This is a genomic window from Alcaligenes sp. PF14, assembly GCF_037150615.1.
GTDB classification, from domain to species: Bacteria; Pseudomonadota; Gammaproteobacteria; order Burkholderiales; family Burkholderiaceae_B; genus Alcaligenes; species Alcaligenes phenolicus.
Map to the genome: position 1 here is coordinate 339108 of NZ_JBAGRS010000005.1, position 20807 is coordinate 359914.

19 protein-coding genes and 1 pseudogene are annotated in these 20807 nt (G+C 57.3%); 7 read left to right on the forward strand and 13 right to left on the reverse strand.

Annotated features, from left to right (window positions below):
• From WFM49_RS13010 to WFM49_RS13040, 7 genes are all read right to left on the reverse strand, one after another.
• Window positions 1–852: an endonuclease/exonuclease/phosphatase family protein gene (locus tag WFM49_RS13010; RefSeq protein ID WP_009457467.1), complete on the reverse strand. Its 852-nt coding sequence runs from the start codon at window positions 850–852 to the stop codon at window positions 1–3.
• An 18-nt stretch (window positions 853–870) separates the two neighbouring features.
• Window positions 871–2658 (reverse strand): aspartate--tRNA ligase, encoded by a 1788-nt coding sequence (aspS, locus tag WFM49_RS13015; protein WP_009457464.1) that lies wholly within the window; start codon window positions 2656–2658, stop codon window positions 871–873.
• Window positions 2659–2700: 42 nt separating this feature from the next.
• Window positions 2701–3360: a DUF502 domain-containing protein gene (locus WFM49_RS13020; RefSeq protein ID WP_009457462.1), complete on the reverse strand. Its 660-nt coding sequence runs from the start codon at window positions 3358–3360 to the stop codon at window positions 2701–2703.
• Between the two features lie 11 nt (window positions 3361–3371).
• Window positions 3372–3575 carry an FmdB family zinc ribbon protein gene (locus WFM49_RS13025; protein WP_371478382.1) on the reverse strand — a complete coding sequence of 68 codons (204 nt, stop codon included), beginning with the start codon at window positions 3573–3575 and terminating at the stop codon, window positions 3372–3374.
• Window positions 3576–3838: 263 nt separating this feature from the next.
• The gene (locus tag WFM49_RS13030) at window positions 3839–5098 is read right to left on the reverse strand and encodes a putative Na+/H+ antiporter (RefSeq protein WP_009457459.1); all 1260 of its coding nucleotides are present in this window, start codon (window positions 5096–5098) and stop codon (window positions 3839–3841) included.
• 43 nt (window positions 5099–5141) lie between these two features.
• Window positions 5142–6086 (reverse strand): 4-hydroxybenzoate octaprenyltransferase, encoded by a 945-nt coding sequence (gene ubiA, locus WFM49_RS13035; protein ID WP_009457445.1) that lies wholly within the window; start codon window positions 6084–6086, stop codon window positions 5142–5144.
• Window positions 6087–6296: 210 nt separating this feature from the next.
• Window positions 6297–7493, reverse strand: coding sequence for an aminotransferase-like domain-containing protein (locus tag WFM49_RS13040; protein WP_009457443.1), 1197 nt, complete (start codon window positions 7491–7493; stop codon window positions 6297–6299).
• 295 nt (window positions 7494–7788) lie between these two features.
• Here WFM49_RS13040 and WFM49_RS13045 point away from each other — a divergent pair, with 295 nt between their 5' ends.
• Genes WFM49_RS13045 through WFM49_RS13055 form a run of 3 tightly spaced genes read left to right on the forward strand, consistent with a single transcriptional unit; the run spans window position 7789 to window position 11046 of the window.
• A complete protein-coding gene (locus WFM49_RS13045; protein ID WP_254500190.1) occupies window positions 7789–8394 on the forward strand; it encodes a HutD/Ves family protein in 606 nt (201 codons plus the stop codon).
• 4 nt (window positions 8395–8398) lie between these two features.
• A complete protein-coding gene (gene hutI / locus WFM49_RS13050) occupies window positions 8399–9628 on the forward strand; it encodes an imidazolonepropionase (RefSeq protein ID WP_336973639.1) in 1230 nt (409 codons plus the stop codon).
• Complete coding sequence (locus WFM49_RS13055; protein WP_250756292.1) at window positions 9625–11046, forward strand: formimidoylglutamate deiminase; 1422 nt, start codon at window positions 9625–9627, stop codon at window positions 11044–11046. Before hutI ends, WFM49_RS13055 begins: the two co-directional genes overlap by 4 nt.
• A gap of 11 nt (window positions 11047–11057) precedes the next feature.
• On the opposite strand, the gene WFM49_RS13060 is transcribed toward WFM49_RS13055, so the two are convergent.
• From WFM49_RS13060 to hutU, 4 genes and pseudogenes are all read right to left on the reverse strand, one after another.
• Entirely contained in the window at window positions 11058–11360 is a 303-nt protein-coding gene (locus tag WFM49_RS13060) for a helix-turn-helix domain-containing protein (RefSeq protein WP_031233072.1), read from the reverse strand.
• Window positions 11347–11727, reverse strand: a pseudogene (locus WFM49_RS13065) (type II toxin-antitoxin system RelE/ParE family toxin); the annotation flags it as partial. The pseudogene WFM49_RS13065 and the gene WFM49_RS13060, both read right to left, overlap by 14 nt.
• A 383-nt stretch (window positions 11728–12110) precedes the next feature.
• The gene (gene hutH / locus WFM49_RS13070) at window positions 12111–13646 is read right to left on the reverse strand and encodes a histidine ammonia-lyase (protein WP_336973642.1); all 1536 of its coding nucleotides are present in this window, start codon (window positions 13644–13646) and stop codon (window positions 12111–12113) included.
• Between the two features lie 18 nt (window positions 13647–13664).
• On the reverse strand, window positions 13665–15395 hold the full coding sequence (gene hutU / locus WFM49_RS13075; protein ID WP_336973645.1) for a urocanate hydratase: 1731 nt from the start codon (window positions 15393–15395) through the stop codon (window positions 13665–13667).
• Window positions 15396–15711: 316 nt separating this feature from the next.
• Between hutU and hutC the strand changes: the two genes are divergently transcribed.
• A complete protein-coding gene (gene hutC / locus WFM49_RS13080) occupies window positions 15712–16401 on the forward strand; it encodes a histidine utilization repressor (RefSeq protein ID WP_230940569.1) in 690 nt (229 codons plus the stop codon).
• A gap of 133 nt (window positions 16402–16534) precedes the next feature.
• Here the strand turns inward: hutC and WFM49_RS13085 are convergent, their stop codons facing one another.
• Window positions 16535–17395, reverse strand: a complete 861-nt coding sequence (locus WFM49_RS13085) for an AraC family transcriptional regulator (RefSeq protein WP_250756294.1) — start codon at window positions 17393–17395, stop codon at window positions 16535–16537.
• A 132-nt stretch (window positions 17396–17527) separates the two neighbouring features.
• Between WFM49_RS13085 and WFM49_RS13090 the strand changes: the two genes are divergently transcribed.
• Window positions 17528–18082, forward strand: coding sequence for a GNAT family N-acetyltransferase (locus WFM49_RS13090; protein WP_336973648.1), 555 nt, complete (start codon window positions 17528–17530; stop codon window positions 18080–18082).
• A gap of 127 nt (window positions 18083–18209) precedes the next feature.
• Here the strand turns inward: WFM49_RS13090 and WFM49_RS13095 are convergent, their stop codons facing one another.
• Window positions 18210–19721, reverse strand: coding sequence for an MFS transporter (locus tag WFM49_RS13095; protein ID WP_250756296.1), 1512 nt, complete (start codon window positions 19719–19721; stop codon window positions 18210–18212).
• 166 nt (window positions 19722–19887) lie between these two features.
• Here WFM49_RS13095 and WFM49_RS13100 point away from each other — a divergent pair, with 166 nt between their 5' ends.
• Together WFM49_RS13100 and WFM49_RS13105 are read left to right on the forward strand one after the other, a co-directional pair.
• On the forward strand, window positions 19888–20115 hold the full coding sequence (locus WFM49_RS13100) for a LysR family transcriptional regulator (RefSeq protein ID WP_336973652.1): 228 nt from the start codon (window positions 19888–19890) through the stop codon (window positions 20113–20115).
• Between the two features lie 21 nt (window positions 20116–20136).
• On the forward strand, window positions 20137–20772 hold the full coding sequence (locus WFM49_RS13105) for a LysR substrate-binding domain-containing protein (protein WP_336973654.1): 636 nt from the start codon (window positions 20137–20139) through the stop codon (window positions 20770–20772).
• Window positions 20773–20807 lie beyond the last annotated feature (35 nt).

Here is a 20807-nt window from a genome sequence, read left to right on the forward strand (position 1 = left end):
TTACGGCAGCTCCAGCTCGGTCAGGATGGGGGCATGGTCGGACAACTGTTTCCAGGGGTCTCCCACCAGTACACGGGCATTACGCACTGCAAAACCACGCTGGTAGACGCGATCCAGACGTAGCCAGGGAAATGCCGCGGGGAAGGTACGAGGCGGTGGCGTCATGCGTGCGGCACCGTTCACGCCCAGCTGAATGCCTTGATCCGGCACGACCAGCCCGCTTTTGCGCATGGTACGCAGCCATTTGATGGGCTGACGCAGTCGGAAACGGTTATCGGCCTGACCACGAGGCGAGAACGAAAATACCTCGTACAGATTCAGCTGCTGCACAAAGATGGGTGCCAGGCGGTTATTCCAGTCGTTGAAGTCGCCTGCAATCAGCAAGGGCTCGTCCGCAGGGACAATGCGCTTGATGCGATCGAGCAAGGCCTGAACCTGACGAACTCGGCCGCTGTTGAACAATCCCAGGTGCACCACAATGCAATGCACCGGACGGCCATCGACATCAATGACGGCATGAAGCAAACCGCGCTGCTCCATACGATGGTCGGAAATGTCCTGGTTTTCGTACTGCAGAATGGGAAAGCGCGACAGCAAGGCGTTGCCGTGGTCCGTATGAGGGCGAACCACGTTGCAGCCGTAAGCCGTATTCATGCGCAAGGCAGCGGCCAGGGATTCGTGCTGGGCGTCCAGACTGCCTTGCAGCTGGTTACGCCCCTGCACTTCCTGCAAGAACAACAAGTCGGGAGACAGGCCGTAAAGTCCCAGGCGCAGATCCGCCAAAGACTCCCGTTTGCCCGAAGCCGAGCGGCCTTTGTGAATGTTGTAGCTAACTACCCGAATCACTGACACGCCGTCCCCCGTTCTGACTTACTTGTTTTCAACAGCCCGCAGACGAATATGCAACTCGCGCAGCTGCTGCTCGTCCACAGCCGATGGGGCCTGGGTGAGCAGACACTGAGCACGCTGTGTCTTGGGGAAAGCAATCACGTCACGGATCGAATCGGCACCGGCCATCAGGGTGACCAGACGATCCAGACCCATAGCCAGACCACCGTGTGGAGGTGCGCCGTATTGCAGCGCATCCAGCAGGAAGCCGAACTTCAGTTGTGCTTCTTCAGGGCCGATCTTCAAGGCATTGAACACTTTGCTTTGAACGTCAGCACGGTGGATACGGACCGAGCCGCCACCCACTTCCCAACCGTTCAGCACCATGTCGTAAGCCTTGGCAAAGGCCTTGCCAGGATCTGTTTCCAGCAGGTCTTCGTGGCCGTCTTTGGGGCTGGTGAAGGGGTGGTGAGCTGCAAAGTAGCGGTTTTCGCCCTCGTCGTATTCGAACATGGGGAAGTCCACCACCCACAGGGGTTTCCAACCTTCTTCAACCAGACCGTTCGCCTTACCGAATTCGCTGTGACCGATCTTGATACGCAGGGCACCAATCGCATCGTTCACGATCTTGGCCTTGTCAGCACCAAAGAAGATCAGGTCGCCGTTCTGGGCGCCCGTGCGCTCCATCACCTGTTTCAGAACCTCAACATTGATGTTCTTGACGATAGGCGACTGCAGACCTTCAGGGATTGAGGTCACATCGTTGACCTTGATGTAAGCCAGCCCCTTGGCACCGTAGATGCCGACGAACTTGGTGTATGCGTCGATTTCGCTACGTGGCATGGCGCCACCACCAGGAATGCGCAGAGCAACCACGCGGCAGGAGGGGTCGTTGGCCGGTGCGGAGAAGACCTTGAAGTCCACTTCACGCATCAGGTCAGCCACGTCCACGAACTCCAGCTTGACGCGCAGGTCAGGCTTGTCCGAACCGTAGCGCTGCATGGCCTCAGTCCAGCTCATGGTGGGGAACTTGGGCAGTTCCACGTTTTGCACAGTGCGGAAAATGTGCGTGACCATGCCTTCAAAAATATCGCGAATCTGCTCTTCGTTCAGGAAAGAGGTTTCGCAGTCGATCTGGGTAAATTCAGGCTGGCGGTCAGCACGCAAGTCTTCGTCGCGGAAGCACTTGGTGATCTGGTAGTAACGGTCAAAGCCCGACACCATCAGCATCTGCTTGAACAGCTGGGGCGACTGGGGCAATGCAAAGAATTCGCCTGCGTTCACACGCGAGGGAACCAGGTAGTCGCGAGCGCCTTCAGGGGTGCTCTTGGTCAACATGGGGGTTTCAATATCAATGAAACCCAGGTCGTCCAGGTAGCGACGGGATTGCATGGCCACTTTGTAGCGCAGCATCAGGTTGTTCTGCATCTGCGGACGGCGCAAATCCAGCACACGGTGCGTCAGACGCGTGGTTTCGGACAGATTGTCATCATCCAGCTGGAAAGCAGGCGTGACCGAAGCGTTCAGGATTTCGATTTCGTCGCAAACGATTTCAATCTCGCCCGAACGCAGATCAGGATTGACCGTGCCTTCAGGACGAGCCTGAACGCGGCCGGTAATGCGCAGGCAGTACTCATTACGGATACGTTCGGCCACTTCAAAGGCCTGAACGTTGTCAGGGTTGACGACAACCTGCGCCAGACCCTCACGGTCGCGCAGATCAATGAAAATCACACCCCCGTGGTCGCGGCGACGATGTACCCAGCCAAACAAATTGACCGTCTGGCCCAGGTATTCTTTGGAAACCTCGCCGGTATAACACGTACGCATCTAGGATGACTCCGAAATAGTAAAAACTGCAAATTGGAAAATTCAGGTTCCAGCCAAGGGGGGTGTCCCTTTGGGACCCTCCGGCTGGTCAGAAACAGGGGGCAAAGCGATCGGCTCGGTAGGGCTGACCACTCCCATGGATACGATGTATTTAAGCGCCGCATCCACTGTCATGTCGAGCTTGTGTACATCCGCCCGAGGCATCATCAGGAAAAAACCGGAAGTCGGGTTGGGCGTGGTGGGCACGTAGACGCTGACAAAGTCCTCTCCCAGAATCTGCGCCACTTGTCCGCCCGGCGTGCCGGTCAAAAAGGCAATGGTCCAGGAACCGGCCCTGGGATACTGCACCAGAACGGCCTCGCGAAACGCCTGACCATCGGGTGCCAACACCGTATCACTGACTTGTTTGACGGAATTATAAATGGAACGCACCAAAGGAATACGCCCAAGTAGCAATTCCCAACGATCCACAACGGCACGGCCCAGGTAATTGGCCGCCAGCAAACCCGTACCAAACAAGACAGCCAGCACCAGCACAATTCTAAAGCCAGGAATCCGCAGGCCGAACAGGGCCTGCGAAGACAGAAACTCCGGCACTACGCTCTCCAGCGTTTCGATCAGCAAGGTCAGCACCCAGACGGTGATGACCAAGGGCACCCAGATGAGCAGGCCAGTGACGAAATAACGCTTGAAGGGGCGCATAAGAAATGGTGTTAGCTGGACGATGAGGAAGAAGGTGTCGTCGCAGGCGCGGGTGTGGACGTAGCGCCACTGTCCGCGGGCTTGCTGCCACCCTGGTTACGAAAATCCGTTACATACCAGCCCGTACCCTTGAGCTGGAATCCGGCCGCCGTTACCTGTTTGGTAAAGGTAGGCTGGTTACATTCTGGACAAACCTCCAAAACGGGGTCCGACATTTTTTGCAGCACATCTTTTTCGTATTGGCACGAGCTGCATTTATACGCATAGATAGGCACGACTCACCCTAACAAAAAGCCGAAACAAACTTCGAGATACAAATAAGTAGGGTCGAAACCAGCAAATTCAAGCCGGAGACCCGCTCAATCAGCAACCGCAAAGGGTTCCCAGGGGCGCTTCTGCCGTGATTTTAGCCCTTTTGGCGTTCAATCGCACTGAACTTCGCCCCGGCCAGACAGGCCGCCCCTGGCGGCCATCCGGTTCAGATCAAAAACAGGCAGGCTGCGACCAGGGTTGGCACCATGGCACTGAGCAGCAAACGCAGAGGCGAGATCGCACCATCCGGGAAGCTGCCTTTCAGAATGGAGAAACCGGCGGGGTTGGGCGCGTTGGCAATCACGGTCAGACCACCGCCCGTAACCGCACCGGCCACCAGCATATAGCGCCAGATATCCGAGGTGCCTTCCACCAGAGAGCCCAGATAGGTCAGTGCCGCGTTATCCGTTACTGCCGTCAAGGCCGTCGCCCCCCAGAACAGCACGGTGGGCGACAAGCCGCCCAGCAGATCCTGCAGCCACCACTTCTGCAGACCGCCCAGGACCACCAGACCGGCCAGGAAGAAACCGACCATCAGGCCTTCACGCACCAGCAAGGGGTTCTGGTAATGCTTGTAGGAGTGGGCATAGCCAATAAACAGCATCAGCAGAGCCATGAACACAATGGGGTGATGCGCGCCCAGCACAATCGCCACCAGGAAAGCCACGTGAATGGCCATGACGGTAATGGGCACCGGGCGCTGCGCTTGTTTTGTTTCAGGCATACCCTGCCCCATTTCCATCAAGGCTTTACGGCAAACCAGGGTGACCAGGGTGGCATTGATCAGGACGGCCATCACAGCACGCCAACCAAAATGCGTCGCCATAAAGGCGGTGTCCCAGCCAAAGGTACTGGCCACCATCAAGACCGGAGGGGCTGCATAGGCAGTCAGCACGCCACCAATAGAGACGTTCACAAACAGCACGCCCACGGTCAAATACTTGAAACCGGCATGGCCTTGATGACGGAAATAGGCTTTGTGCAACAGCAGCGCCGCCAACGTCATGGCAGCGGGCTCGGTAATCAGGGAACCGGCCAGAGGCACTACCGACATAGTGATGAAGTAGGTGGAGATCTTGTCAGACACGGGCACAGCACGCGCCAGCACCGCCACCGTCTTGTTCACCAGTTCCAGAATCGGGCGGCTGGCGGCAACCACCATGATCGCGAACACGAACATGGGTTCGGTGAAGTTGCGGGTTTCCAGATACTCGATAGCGGACTGCAAATCCACAAAAACGGCCATATAGGCCACCAGCACACAGGCCCAGACGCCAAACACGGCCTCGACCTCGGACAACATGTGCCACAGCCCTGAGTGGCTGCCGCCTTTATTGGCCAGGCGGGCAAATACCGGAACCGAGAAGGTGTGGACGATGGCAATGGCAAATAGCGCCGTTGCGACATACTCAAGAGGAGAGGCCATTCTTCAAACCTTTAAAGCTTTACGTAAATTGCTTGAACACGGATCAAGCCAGGCTGATCGTGCCAGCCAAAGCGGCCACCACCAGCAACACACCAACCCAGATGTTGGCACGGAAAAGGCGCAGGCCTCGTTCGGGATAGCGCACGTCAAACTGCCGCATCTGCCACAGCAGATGAATGCCGATGACGGCCATCACCATGTAATACAAAATCCGCTCGTTCAGCAGAAAACCGCCCACCAGCCAGCAGGCCATGGCGGCGATGTAAAAACCGCTGATCCAGGTTTTGCCTGCCTCGCGGAAACGCAGAGCCGTGGAGTGCAGGCCCAGCTTGGTATCGTCAGCCATGTCGATATAGGCATAGATGGAGTCGTAGCCCACCTGCCACAAAATCGCGCCCACCCACATCAGGATGGCGCCAAAAGGCACCATGTTCTGCGTATCGGACCAGGCCATCAACATGCCCCAGTTAAAGCAGATACCCAGAACCACTTGCGGCCAGTAGGTAAAGCGCTTGCACAGGGGGTAAATCATCACGATCGGGAACAGGGCCAGTGCCAGCCAACGGCTGTACTCATTGATAGCCAGCAGCAGCAAGGCACACACGGCCATTTGCGCCAGCACGAAGATCACCGCCTGACGCATGGTGATCTGGCCGCTGGTCAAGGGCCGGAAACGGGTACGTTCAACCTGATGGTCGAAGTTACGGTCCGCCATATCGTTAAAGCAGCAGCCAATACCGCGCATCAACAAGGCGCCCAGAGAAAAGATCACCAAACGCCACAGGGTAGGAATACCGTCCGCTGCCTGCACCAGAGCGGCCAGAGCGGGCAAGAGGGTCAGCCAGGTGCCCACAGGCCGATCCAGCCTACACAAACGGGCATACGGCCCCCAGGATGCTGGCAAATAGCGAGCCACCCAGTCATTGTTGGGGCGCATATCGGACAGATCAGGACGCGGGGAAGATTCCGAAGCGGATGGAGATGTCATAGAGGTAAAACCTAAATCCAGGCCTCAAGCCATAGACTGAAAACAGGCATACCCTCTGGCAGAGGGTATGCGGTGGATTCCAGGAATCTGTTCATGCTCTGGGAGCAAGCAAAACGCAATGGCCGGCGCTGAAAACCACAGCGCTGGCCGGGCCAGCGCATGAAAAGACGCAGACCCATCAGTCTGCGTCCCTTGCCTGCCAAACGGCGATCAGGCTTCCTTGATGAGTTTACCCAAGATGGCGATGCCTTCGCGAATTTTTTCCTCGGGCACGGTGGCAAAGCTCAGGCGCAGGGTGTTGCGTTTGACGTCCTTGCCGGCGTAGAAAGGTTCGCCCGGAACAAAGGCCACCAGGTTCTCAATGGCCTTTTGCAGCAGGGCCGTCGCATCCACGTGCTCGGGCAAGGTCACCCAAATGAACATGCCGCCTTCGGGACGGGTCCATTGGGCCGTCGTCGGGAAGTTCTTGTCCATGGCGTCCAGCATGATGGCACACTGCTTCTGGTAAATATCGCGCACTTTGGGCAGGTGCTTTTCCAGGAAACCGTTATGTACGGCTTCGTAAACAGCCATTTGCGTCAGTGTGGAGGTGTGCAAGTCCGTGGCCTGCTTGATCTGCACCAGTTTGTCGATGATCTTGGCGGGAGCCACGATGTAGCCCAGACGCAAACCAGGAGCCAGCACTTTGGAGAAGGTACCCAGGCGTATCACGGTAGCACCGGCTTTGCGGCCCAAGGACAGCAGGCTGGGCAGACGCTCGCCGGCGTAACGCAGTTCACCGTAGGGATCGTCCTCGACGATCGGGATATGCGCAGCCGCACATCGCTCCACCAGGTCCTGACGACGCTCCAGAGGCAGGCGCAGGCCGGTGGGGTTCTGGAAGTTGGGCAATGCGTACAGCAAACGGGCGCCCATGGCTTCAGGAGCCGACACGTACTCGGGGATCATGCCCTGGCCATCGGTAGGAATAGCCACGAAAGAAGGGTTGTACACAGACAGAGCCTGCAAAGCGCCCAGATAAGTAGGCGACTCCACCAGCACCTTGCTGCCTTCATCAATGAACAGCTTGCCCAGCATGTCCAGGGCTTGCTGCGAACCGTTCACCAGCAGGATTTCGTCGGCGTCCACAGGGGCGCCTTCGGCGCTCATTTGCTCTGCCAGCCATTGGCGCAGGGGCAGATAGCCTTCCGTCGTGGTGTATTGCAGTGCCACACGGCCCTGCTCGCTCAGTACCTTGTTGAACGCGCTTTGCATTTCCTCGACAGGAAAGCCGACTGGAGTGGGCAGACCGCCCGCAAAGGAAATAATCTCGGGACGCGCAGTGACCTTGAGAATTTCACGAATTGCGGAGCCACTCAGTTTCTGGGCACGTTGGGAAAAGGTAAAAGACTGCGAGAGGGTATCCATGATTCGGGGAAGTCCTGAAGAAGAACGATTAAATACTTCATATGCAAACTTTCCAGCTTGCAATAAATAACGCAGGATGCCGAAAAAACCAGGCATCCTGCACCTTTGAATGAATTATGACTCGGGTTTATTAGCGTATACCTTGCCACCAAGCGGCTTGCAGCGCAAGTAGCTCAAGGGTTTGTGCTCGGGATTTACCCTGAAAAAACAGCCTGCCCTTCAAGACGATCGTCGCGCTTTGTCTATACTCAGCTATTGTATATACAATTAAAAAACCGCCCGGAGCCATGCCACCATGAGCCAGCCCCACCCTGCCACTTTGCTTCGCCTGCTAAACATCAGCAGCCTGCCCGCGCAGCCCTGGAAAAACGGTGGCGGCACCACGCGCGAGGTGCTGTGCCATCCCGAACATGCCGGCTATGAGCACTTTGACTGGCGCATCAGCCTGGCCCAGGTCCAGACCTCCGGCGATTTTTCCCGCTTCCCCGGCATAGACCGACACATCATGTTGATCGAGGGCGACAACATGCAGTTGATTCACGAGCAAGATATCCATGTGCTGCATCCATTCCAGCCCTACGCCTTCGCTGGCGAGGACAAGATGGCCTGTTTGTTACCACTCGGTCCGACACAGGACTTGAACCTGATGCTGCGCCGGGGCCGAGCCCAAGGCAGCTTGCACGCATGGCAAGGACGAAACGACTCCATGAAATTGGCCGCTGGTACGCATTTTCTATACGCACCGCAAGGCGGCTATCAACTCCAGGCCGACACACACAGCTGGACCCTGGGCGCCGGGCAAGCCCTGACAGGCAGCACACCCGCCCCCTTGTCCCTGCAACTGCAGGCCGACCCTGCTGATGCCCCGCTGGTCTACGCCTATATCGCTCCCACGGAATGAAATGATGAGCTACACACTTTGGACCGATTTACGCCTGGCCCCCACAGCCGACCCCGAGTACGTCATCGAAGATGGCTGCCTGGTTGTACAGGCGGACCGTATCGCCTGGATGGGCCCACGTCATGACCTGCCTGCGCAGTGGCAAGACGCCACTCAAGAACACAAGCTGGGAAACCGCTGGGTCACCCCCGGGCTGATCGACTGCCACACCCATCTGGTCTACGGCGACAACCGCGCCCAGGAATTTGCCTTGCGGCTGGCAGGGGCCTCCTATGAAGAAATCGCCCGTCAGGGTGGCGGCATTGTGTCCTCAGTCAAAGCGACGCGCTCCCTGAGCGAGGACCAACTGCTGGCCCAAGCCCTGCACCGACTGGATGCCTTGCTGGACGAAGGCGTCACCGCGATTGAAATCAAATCCGGCTACGGTCTGAATCTGGAGAGCGAGCGCAAAATGCTGCGTGTCGCCCGCCGTCTGGGCGAGCTGCGCCCGGTCACGGTGCGCACCACCTTTTTAGGTGCCCATGCCCTGCCCCCTGAATTTGCCGGGCAAACCGATGCCTATCTGGATTTGGTCTGCGATCAAATGCTGCCCACTCTGGCACAAGAAGGACTGATCGACGCGGTTGACGTCTTTTGCGAGCGTATTGCCTTCGACCTGAAGCAGTCCGAACGTGTTTTGAAAGCGGCCCAAGCACTGGGCCTGCCCGTCAAGATGCACGCCGAGCAGCTCTCCAATCTGGGCGGCACGGAAATGGCGACCCGCTACCAGGCCCTGTCCACCGACCATCTGGAATACCTGGATGAAGCAGGCGTCATCGCCATGAAAAAAGCAGGAACCGTGGCCGTGCTGCTGCCCGGAGCCTACTACTTTCTGCGCGAAACCCAGTTACCCCCGATTGAACTGCTGCGCAAACACGGCGTGCCGATGGCCCTATCCACTGACAGCAACCCCGGCACGTCCCCCTGTGCATCCCTCTTACTGATGCTGAACATGGGCAGCACGCTTTTCAGGCTGACTGTCCCCGAAGCCCTGGCAGGAGTCACCCGCCATGCTGCTCAGGCCTTGGGTGCCCCTGACATCAGTGGTGAACTCAGCATCGGATCCCGCGCCGACTTTGTCGCCTGGGACATAGACTCCCTGCCCGAACTGGCCTACTGGCTGGGCCTGCCACGCTGCGCCCTGGTCGTATACCAAGGCACAATCAGCCGTGACCTGCGTAAGGAATCGCCATGAGCATCCCCCGAAAACATGAAGCGCTCTGGGCCCCTTGGGCCTATCTGGACGGCCAGTGGCAAGCGAATGTACTGCTGCGCTGGGACCAGGACGGCACACTGACAGACGTTCTGCCCGAAGCCAGTCAGCAGGCTATAGACGCGGCGGGCTTCGTCCACACAGCGCAAGGTGCCGTACTGCCGGGCATGCCCAATCTGCATTCACATGCTTTTCAAAGTGCCATGGCCGGGCTGACTGAATTCCGGGGGCAAGGCCAGGACAGCTTCTGGAGCTGGCGCGACCTGATGTACCGCTTCGCTGCCCGTCTGGAGCCCGAGCACATGCAGGCCATTGCCCAATGGCTCTATATTCAGATGCTGAAAGCGGGCTACACCAGCGTGTGCGAGTTCCATTACCTGCATCACCAGCGCGACGGCCAGAATTACGCGCCCATAGGCCTGCTGGCCCAAGGCGTCATGGAGGCGGCCAGCGCCAGCGGTCTGGCCATTACCATGCTGCCCGTGCTGTACCAGTACAGCGATTTCGGCAGCAAGGCGCCGCGTCAGGATCAACAGCGCTTTCTGAATAGCCCTACGCAGTTGCTGTACCTGCTGGAGTCTCTGCACAACAGCCACCCCTTGAGTGCTGACCGGCGTTACGGAGTTGCACCCCACTCCCTGCGCGCTGCCAACGTTGGTTCTATCAGTACCTTAATCGACGGCCTGCACAGCCTGCCCTCACGCCACCCGATTCACATTCACATTGCCGAACAGATGGCCGAAGTACTGGCCTGCCGGGACATCAAAGGCAGCAGTCCGGTGGCCTATCTCTATGACAACTTCAATGTGGACGAACGCTGGTGCCTGGTCCACGCCACTCATATTGACGAGCAGGAGCGCAAGCAAATTGCCCGCAGCGGTGCCGTAGCAGGTTTGTGTCCAAGCACCGAGGCGAATCTGGGTGATGGCCTGTTCCCTGCCGCCGCCTTTCTGGCGGAGCAAGGACGAATGGGCATAGGTTCAGACAGCCACATCTGCGTAGACTGGCGCGCCGAACTGCGCTTGCTGGAATATGGTCAACGATTGATCAGCCAGCAACGCAATGTGCTGACTTCGTCCCAACAACCTTTCGTCGCGGACTACTTGTTTGGCACCTGCGCACGTGGTGGCGCACAGGCGTCCGGGCGAGCCAGCGGGCAATTAAGCCCCGGTCATCAGGCAGATTTAATGGTGATTGACCTGGAGCACCCCAGTCTGGCGGGGCTGGATAAGCAGCATTGGCTGTCGGCTCTGGTCTTTTCCGAACGCGCCCACGCCAACCCGATTCGTGATGTATTCGTCAGTGGTAAGGCCTGTGTGACAGAGGGCCATCATCCTCAGGAAGAGGCGGCATTTGCGGCTTATAAAAAAACATTGAGCAGTCTACTGAACAAGGCTTAGGTACAAAAAAATCAAATGATGGCCTGTAAGCCCTTGTCAGCAATGATATTCAGCAGCTTGAGTGCCGGGCCAGTGGGATGGGTTTCACCTTGCTCCCACTTGCGTATGGTCGATGCCGTAGTATGCAAATAAAGCGCAAATATCGGCTGGCTGAACTTCAAGCCTTCTCGCAGCCGCTTGATGTCGGCCGCATCGAACTCCCGAACTGGCGGTGGACAAATTGCGTCAAACTCGCGCATCGTCACCTTGCCGATCGCTCCTGCCTCCTGGAGCGCCTCCAGGTCGCCGCGTAGCGATTCGATGATCTTGCTCACAATGCACCTCCAATAACACGTCAGCCTGCAATGCATTCAACAAGGCTTCAGGCGACAAGCCCAGGAACACCTTCCCTACAAATTGCAGCGCTTTCTTCTCATCCGGCGTGATGTTCCCCTTGTCGCTCTTGGAGAACCCATGCAGGAACACATAACGGCTACCTATTCTGGCCGAAAGCAAGCTGCGATAGCCGCCGCTTTTGCCACCACCAGGGCGAGCTACCCGCTTCTTGTATAAGGCGCCACCCAAGTCCACATCGATCAGACCGCTTTCCATCTCCTGAACTGCCTTGCACAAGGCAATATCAGGCAGCTTCTCGGCCGCCTGCCATCGCGCAAAGTCTTTGCGCTTGAGAACGCGCGTCATATCGACCTCCAAACTATACCCGTATCGGGCACACTTATCAATCTCTCGTCGTGGAGCAGCCAATTCGCCATCCGCTCGCCCATCCCACGCGGGCTTATCCTCCTTGTGAACATAGCGCATGCACATCGCCACAGCCATATGACTTGTGAGCTTTATATCCATCTTGATTGGCACGCCTCAGTTGGCAATACAGGCCGTCGCTCGATAACAGATACCGTGCCTGCCTACGTAGGGGACGCAGCAGCCGTGGACTTATGTCAGCAGGGCGTAGTCCAGAGAAATGCAATGCTGGGTCGCCGTGAAGCAAAAAAATCCCTGGCGTGGGGACCCATGCCAGGGACAAGTTCGTGGAGACAAAAACAATCAGCAGTACTTCATGAAAACTAGAAAAGATCAGCCGCCGTCGCCGCCAGGCTCTCATCCAGCACCAAGGCTTTCAAGGCCTCGATATCGGGAGCCAAGTAACGGTCCTGATCGTAAAAAGGCACGGTCTGGCGAATCGCGTCTTGCACCTTTTTCAAGCGCTCGGAAGTCAGCAAGGGCGCATGAAAATCAATGCCTTGTGCCGCGCACAGCAATTCAATTGCCACAATCGCGGCCGTGTTCTGTGCCATGTCTTCCAGACGGCGCGCTGCAAAGGTTGCCATGCTGACGTGGTCTTCCTGATTAGCCGAAGTAGGCAGACTATCCACACTGGCAGGATGTGCCAGCGACTTGTTTTCCGAAGCCAGGGCCGCTGCGGTCACATGGGCAATCATGAAGCCCGAATTCAAACCCGCAGAAGGCACCAGGAACGGTGGCAAACCAGAGATGCTGGCATCAATCAACAAAGCGACTCGACGCTCTGCCAAGGCACCAATTTCAGCAATAGCCAGAGCCAAGCCATCGGCAGCAAACGCCACCGGCTCGGCGTGGAAATTACCTCCGGAAATCACCTGATCCGGCTCGCCATTCTTGCCGGGAAACACCAGCGGGTTATCCGTAACAGCATTGGCTTCCGTCAACAGGCTGCGTTCGTTCTGTGTGATCAGGTCCTGAATCGCACCCATGACCTGGGGCTGACAGCGCAAGCTGTAGGGGTCCTGCACCTTGTTGTCATTGTCGCGATGCGACTGACGTATCTGGCTGCCAGCCAGCAGCTCCCGGTACAGGCGAGCCGCATATATTTGCCCCGGCTGTCCACGGACCTCATGGATGCGCGCATCAAAAGGCGCATCACTGCCTTTGGCGGCGTCCACGCTCAAGGCACCGGCCAGAATCGCATTACGGAACAAGGTCTGGGTGCGGAACAGGCCGTTCAGGGCCAGAGCCGTAGACACTTGCGTGCCATTGATCAGTGCCAAGCCTTCCTTGGCAGCCAGCACAATGGGAGTGATACCCGCCTTGGCCAACGCCTGCTGGGCTGGCATCCATTCGCCCTGCCACTTGGCCTGTCCTTCCCCGATCAGCGTCAAGGTCATGTGCGACAAGGGCGCCAGATCACCCGATGCGCCCACCGAACCCTTGGACGGGATGAAAGGCACCACGCCCGCATTCAGAATATCCAGCAAGGTCGTAACCACATGCGAACGTATGCCCGAAAAGCCCCGTGCCAAGCTGGCAATTTTCATGGCCATGATCAAGCGGGCCACTGCATCGGACACCGGCTCGCCCACCCCCACGGAGTGCGACAGAATCAGGTTCTTTTGCAGTTGCTCCAGATCATGGTCGGGAATGCGTTGCTGGGCCAGCTTGCCAAAGCCGGTATTGATGCCATAAGCCGGATTACCTTCCCGGATGATCTTGGCCACAATGGCCGAGGACGCATCCATGGCCCCGATCGCCTCTGGTGGCAGAGTCAGAACAGTCGGTTCCTGCCAGATTTGGCGCAGTTGTGCCAAAGTCAGTGCGCCGGGAGAAAGCTCGATACTCTTGCTCATTTATCTGTCCTGTTTTTCTTACTTGATCATGGGCAATGTCAGCCCGAAATTCTTGGCCGTTTGAATCGCCAGCTCGTAGCCTGCATCCGCATGACGCATCACACCACTGGCGCAATCGTTAATCAAGACCCGCTCCAGACGGGCCGCAGCCTGCTCACTACCGTCGGCCACAATCACCATGCCAGCATGCTGGCTGTAGCCCATGCCCACCCCGCCCCCGTGGTGCAGCGAAACCCAGCTGGCCCCGCCGGCGGTATTCAACAAGGCATTCAACAAAGGCCAGTCCGACACGGCATCCGTGCCATCACGCATGCTTTCAGTTTCGCGGTTGGGGCTGGCCACCGAACCTGTATCCAAGTGGTCGCGGCCAATCACAATGGGCGCTTTCAACTCGCCCTTGCGCACCATCTCGTTAAAGGCCAAACCGGCACGATGACGCTCGCCCAGACCCAACCAGCAAATGCGTGCCGGCAAGCCCTGGAAAGCAATGCGTTCCTGCGCCATATCCAGCCAGCGATGCACGTGCTGATTGTCGGGGAACAGCTCTTTGATTTTTTGATCGGTTTTGTAGATGTCCTCCGGGTCGCCTGACAAGGCCACCCAACGGAACGGGCCTTTGCCCTCGCAAAACAAGGGGCGAATGTAGGCAGGCACAAAGCCAGGGAAATCGAAGGCATTGGCCACGCCTTCATCAAACGCAACTTGGCGAATGTTATTGCCGTAGTCCACAACCGGAATACCCATTTTCTGGAAATCCAGCATGGCTTGTACATGAACTGCGCAAGACTTGGCAGCCGCTTGTTGAATGCGGACGTGTTGGGCCGGGTCTTTCTGCGCCGCCTGCCACTGTTCCACCGTCCAGCCTGACGGCAAATAGCCATTGAGCAGATCGTGGGCAGAGGTCTGGTCCGTCACCAGATCAGGTTTCAAACCACCCGCTTGGGCACGTCGCACCAGTTCGGGCAGTACATCGGCAGCATTACCCAGCAAGCCAATCGACACCGCTTCCTTGGCGACCGTGTGTTGGGCAATCAACTCCAGCGCATGATCCAGATCCCGCGCCTGTTTATCCAGATAACGGGTCTGCAAACGGAAGTCGATACTGCTTTGCTTGCATTCAATCGTCAGCGATACAGCCCCGGCAAAGGTCGCCGCCAAAGGCTGTGCGCCGCCCATGCCGCCCAGACCAGCAGTCAGAATCCAGCGCCCGGCCAGCGAACCACAAAAATGCTGACGACCTGCTTCAGCAAAAGTCTCGTACGTGCCTTGCACAATGCCCTGGCTACCAATGTAGATCCAGCTACCCGCCGTCATCTGCCCATACATGAACAAACCGGCCTGATCCAGCTCGTGAAACTTCTCCCAGGTAGCCCATTTGGGCACCAGATTCGAGTTGGCCAGCAGCACACGCGGCGCATCGCTATGAGTACGGAATACACCCACCGGCTTGCCGGACTGAATCAGCAAGGTCTGGTCATCCTCCAACTGGCGCAGGCTGGCCAGAATCTGGTCATAGCACTCCCAGTTCCGGGCCGCACGCCCGATGCCGCCATACACCACCAGATGCTGGGGGTTCTCGGCCACGGCCGGGTCCAGGTTGTTCTGAATCATGCGGTACGCAGCTTCCGCCACCCAGTTCTTGCAGCTGAGCTGGGTACCCGTAGGGGCATGAATCTGCCGCGCAGGATCGAAGCGAGGATCGTGGCTGGCCGCCGAAGAGCGATGATCAGGCATGGTGATGTCCTCCATCTGAGGTGTCTCTGGATACGCGCTGGTTCTATCTGGCAGGCTGTTTCCACACCCGAAGGGCAGGTTCTGGCGCCGACAAAACAACGGTTTTCTTGTAAGCTCATGCCAATGTATAGTCATTTTTCCAAGTTGTCTATACATATAAAAAAGAGCCTTGCATAAGCTCGTGAATGCGAGCATGGGAAGGCATCACTCGCGGCCTGGTGCACGACCTCAGATCTGGCCTGCGCGAGACTCTTTTGAGTGTGAACACGTCCTACAGGAAAGCATAAAAATGGATGTCCCCCAGACGAGCCATTCGTCAACTGAACCAAGCATGCCCGCCTACCTGCAAATCAAGAATTTTGTGCTGGAGAAAATCCAGTCCGGCCAATGGCGTGAAGGTGATCTGATCCCCACTGAACTGGCTTTATGCGAACAATTTGGCGTGTCGCGCATGACGGTCAACCGCGCGCTGCGGGAGTTGACGAATGATGAGCTGCTGGTCCGCATCAAAGGCTCGGGCACCTACGTCGCGCAGCCCAAATTCCAGTCCACCCTGATCGAGATACGCAGCATCGCGCAAGACATACGGGAGCGCGGCCACCAACACAGCTGTCAGGTGCTGAGCATGGAGCGGCTGCAGGCCAGCCCGGCTCAAGCGCGGCTATATGGCATTGCACCGGGCGCAGCGCTGTTTCACTCCATTATTGTTCATGCCGAAAACGGCTTGCCTATCCAGTACGAAGATCGTCTGGTGGACGCGCAAATGGCGCCGGATTACATGGAGCAGGACTGGAGCCAGATCACGCCTAATGAGTACTTGGTGCGCGTTGCCCCCTTGCCAACCGGCTTTTACAGCATTGAAGTGCTGGTGCCGCCCGCCGGAATCGCGCAGGCCCTGCACATGAAAGAGCAGCAACCCTGTCTGGTGATGGACCGCCGCACTTTTTCCAGCGAGCAGTTCACAACTCACGCCAGGCTGTGGCATCCAGGGGATCGCTACAAATTCACTGGCAAGATGTGAGCCGTAAATCTGCTCTGCCTAGAGTTTGACTCCCAAACGCATCGATCAGGCGCACAGGCTTCTGGCCTCCTGAGTCATACACCATCGCCATTTTCTTGTCGCATTGACCTGGCATAACTAACCCTTGAGCTGATCACTTGCCAAGCACACCGGAACGAGCCTGCTCATGCTGGCGATAGCGGGTCAACGACAAGCCTGTATGGCGCTTGAAGTACCGGCACAGATAAGAGGGATCCTCAAAATTCAGCTGATCAGCAATCTGCCCGATCGCCAGCTGGCTGTAGGAAAGCAGCGCCTTGATCTCCAGAACCACTTGCCTGTCGATCAAGGCCTTGGGGCTGTCGTTAAAAAACTGTTTGCTCAGCTGGGACAGATAAAACGGGGTGATGTTGAGCGCATCGGCATAAAACTTCACCTCTCTGTGCTGCCGGCATTGCTGGCCAACCAGTTCCCAAAACCGCCAGCTGATCATTTCCTGACGGCTGAACGGCTGGCCGCCCTGATACTCGGACGGAATCTGCTGGGCAATATGTAGAAAGAAATTCTGCAGCTGATTACGCAGCATGATGTGCTGATGCAGCGTGCTGGTCTGCACAATCTCGTGCAGTTGCAGCAACCAGGCCGCCAGTAAAGCTCGATCTCTCTGCGGAGGCACACACCGCGGATTGTCGTGCAGGAACACGAACAAGGAATTAGGCAGCTGATAAGCCACTTCTGACGCCAGGTTCTTGGGCATCAACAGAAAAAACACCTTGAAACCGCGTGAGCGCCGTCTCAGCAAGGTAATCGTATCTTCGGCCAGCACCAGCACATCATGGGCCCGTACGACCTGATCCTTGAAGTTCAAGCTCACCAAAGCACGACCCGACAGGCAGATCATCAAGGTCATATAGGCATGACCGAAAGACAAAGGCATTCCCACGCCTTCGGCCAGCGTGGTCTGGCCTGTCAGCCAGCTATCTTTGGCGCTGAATAGTTGTGGAATCTGATGCATGGTGTTCCTCTGCCCTTCACGGCCCGGCAACCGACAGGACTTGCTAAAAGTACCGAAACTACCAAGGTCCTGCTCTGTTCGCCAAACCAGCCAGCTTCTATTCTGTTTTCTGATGAATGGTGAGTAAAGAAAATGACACTTCAAACAGAAAGACTTATTTTACGCCCCTGGCAGGACACCGATGCCAAGGACTTGTACGAATACGCCAAAGACGAGCGAGTCGGCCCGATTGCAGGTTGGCCGGTGCATACCAGCGTTGAGGAAAGTGCCGAAATTATCCGCACAGTTTTCAATATGCCTGAAGTGTATGCCGTCGAGCACAAAGATAATGGCCGGGCTGTCGGTTGCATCGGCATCCTGATCGGCAAGAACAGCAACTTCGAGATCGGCGAAGAAGAAGGCGAAATTGCCTATTGGATTGGCGTGCCCTACTGGGGCCAGGGCTTGATCCCCGAGGCCATGCACGAAGTGATGCGACACGCTTTTGAAACGCTGAAGCTGAAAGCACTGTGGTGCGGCTACTTTGCCAACAATGCCCAATCGCAGATCGCGCAAAGCAAGTGTGGCTTTCGCCATCATCACACCGAGGAAAACAAGTACAACCCGTTCCTGCAGGACTACCGGACTGAGCACATCAGCCGCATTACTGCTGAAGAATGGTTGTCCTTGCCCAAACAACAGGCCTGAACACCCGTCGTAACCCACGCCCACACCGCTGCTGTGGGTGTAGAACGGCCCCCAAAACCTGGATACCTGTCCCAGGCGTTTGGGGCCCGTTCACCTTGGGCATCGCGTGCAGCGCACGCGGTGTCTTCTAGGCCGTTTGCAAAGCGTGCTTGGGCTGTCGCAACAAGACAAAGAGCAGACCGGCAATCAAGGCCGCCAGGCCTGCCAGCGCATGCAGCACCGTCAAAAATGAAGCGGCATAACTGGCAGTCAATTGCGCTTCCAAACCAGGCAGCTGTTGCGCGGCCAACTGCAATTCACCCAAAGCCGCCCGACTGGCCGCTTCCAAAACCGCTGCTTGTGTAAACGTAGTGCTGCCCACACTCAGGTGCTGCTGAATCAAGGTAGCCAGCAGCACGCTGACCACGGCAATGGCCACACCATCCGCAGAGATTCGCACCGTATTGAAGATACCCGTCGCCATTCCAACCCGATCCGGGCTGACCACACTGACCGCCATCCCGTCCATCAAGCCCCAGGGCAAACCGATACCCACGCCGATCAGCAATAAAGGCAGATGCAGTGCTGGACCGCCACCTGCCTCAAAGCCTTCAGCCAGAGTCCATAAACCCACGGCCACCAGAAGCAAACCCAGGCTGGACAAGGTGCCTGCCGATAGCCAGCGAGTCAGCAAGGCCGCCACAAAAGGCACGATCAACAAAGGCGCAGCCAGCCAAACCATCATCTGCCCGGCCTGCAATGCACCGTAACCATCAATACCCATAAAGCGACCGGGCAACAACACAATCAGCACGATGAACAGGAATGCAGGGGCTGCAGCCAAAGCCTGCACACCCACAAAGCCGGGGTCACGAAAGAAACTCAAATCAATCATGGGCTGCGTAACGCGGCGCTCTATGCAGACAAAGCCCACAAAGGCGACAACAAACGCCAGCAGGGTGGACAGCACCCAGCTATCGGACCAGCCCCGTTCCGGGATCAGCAACATGCCATAAGTAAACAGGCCCAAAGCCAGCGTAAAGCTAATGGCACCCGGCCAGTCCAATGCACCCTGCGAGCCGCCCTGACTGGGCTTGGTACTGATCAGAACCAGCAACAAACCGACCACGCCAATAGCCCCGGTCGCGTAGAACACGCCTTGCCATTGCAGCGCCTCCACAATCCAGCCGAAAAACCAGGGACCAAAAGACAGCCCCAGCCCGAAAGACGTGCCTAACAAGCTGAACGCCCGCGCCCGTGCACGTCCTTCAAACAAGGGAGCCAGGGAGGACATGGCAGCGGCAAAAGCGGCGGCACCGCCCAGGCCCTGCATCATGCGCAAAATATCAATCCAGAACACGGAGGGCATGAAAGGAATGGCAATGGTAAAGGCGCAAAACCACAGCATGCCAATCAGCCAGATGCGGCGCTGGCCGTAAATGTCCGTCAGGCTGCCTGACACCATCATGGCACCGCCGTAACTCAGGATGTACGCGTTCATGATCCAGCTCAGCTGGGCGGCACTACCACCTAACTCTGCACTGATGGCCGACAGCACCACTGCCGGGCCGGTGAAGCACAAGGGGATCAATAAAGCCGTTAAACAGGCTGACAATAATTGCAGCCGACGCATGGCCGGCGATGAAGAAGAGGAAAGCATGGTTCTCATTGACTGCTAAAGCGTGCGTGCCCAACAGAAATGAACACGGCGTGAAATACCCGCATGATCGGGGTCGATTTCAGGAGCTTAAGCGTCACCCCATCAAAGAAAAATACACTACAGTTATTAATACTTAGGAAATAAATTCTTAAATAGAGTCGGCACCATGATGGAAAACCTGAGCAATATCGGCCTGTTCGTACGCGTGGCGGAACGCCTGAGCTTTTCGGCCGTGGCCCGCGAATCCGGCCTGTCGCCCTCCACAGTAGGCAAGTCCATCGCCCGCCTGGAAGAGCGGCTGAAAGTGCGCCTGTTTCACCGCAGCACCCGCACTCTGGCCCTGACTGCCGATGGCAAAGTTTTTCTGGAGCGCTGCAGACGCATCTTGAGTTAAATCGAAGCGGCAGAACTGGAAATGTCCCAAGCCAGTGAAATGCCGCGTGGCACCTTGCGAATCAGCTTGCCGCGCTACAGCGGCCTGTTTCAGCAGGCCATCAGCCACTTCATGCAGCGTTATCCGGCCGTGGAACTGGATCTGGACTTTTCTGACCGTCTGGTCGATGTGATTGGCGAAGGTTTTGATGCTGCCATCCGTGCCAGCGCCTTGAGTGATTCCGGCCTGATGCGCCGCCGTCTGTGCACGTTCCGTCGCGTCCTGGCTGCCTCCCCCGAATATCTACAAGAGCATGGTCGCCCCTTGCACGCCAAAGATCTGCAACACCATGCCTGCCTGCACTACCGCTTCCCCAATACCGGGCGGCTGGAACAATGGCCAATTTCCGAAACTCAGGACATACCCGAGCTGCCCCGCACACTGGTTTGCAATAGCGTGGAAATGCGGGTGCATCTGAGCTTGCAAGGGCAAGGCATCGCTTGCCTGCCAGATTTCACCGTGGGCGAGCATTTAAGCAGCGGACGGCTGCAAACCATTCTGGATGAATGCACCCATAACACCGTGCCACTGTGGATTGTCTGGCCTGCCAGCCGCAACCTGTCGCCCAAGCTGCGCGCCTTTATTGATTGCATGAGCGAGGCGGTTTTCCAGACCTAACCAAACACATACTGCTAGTGCCTCCTGCTCAGTCC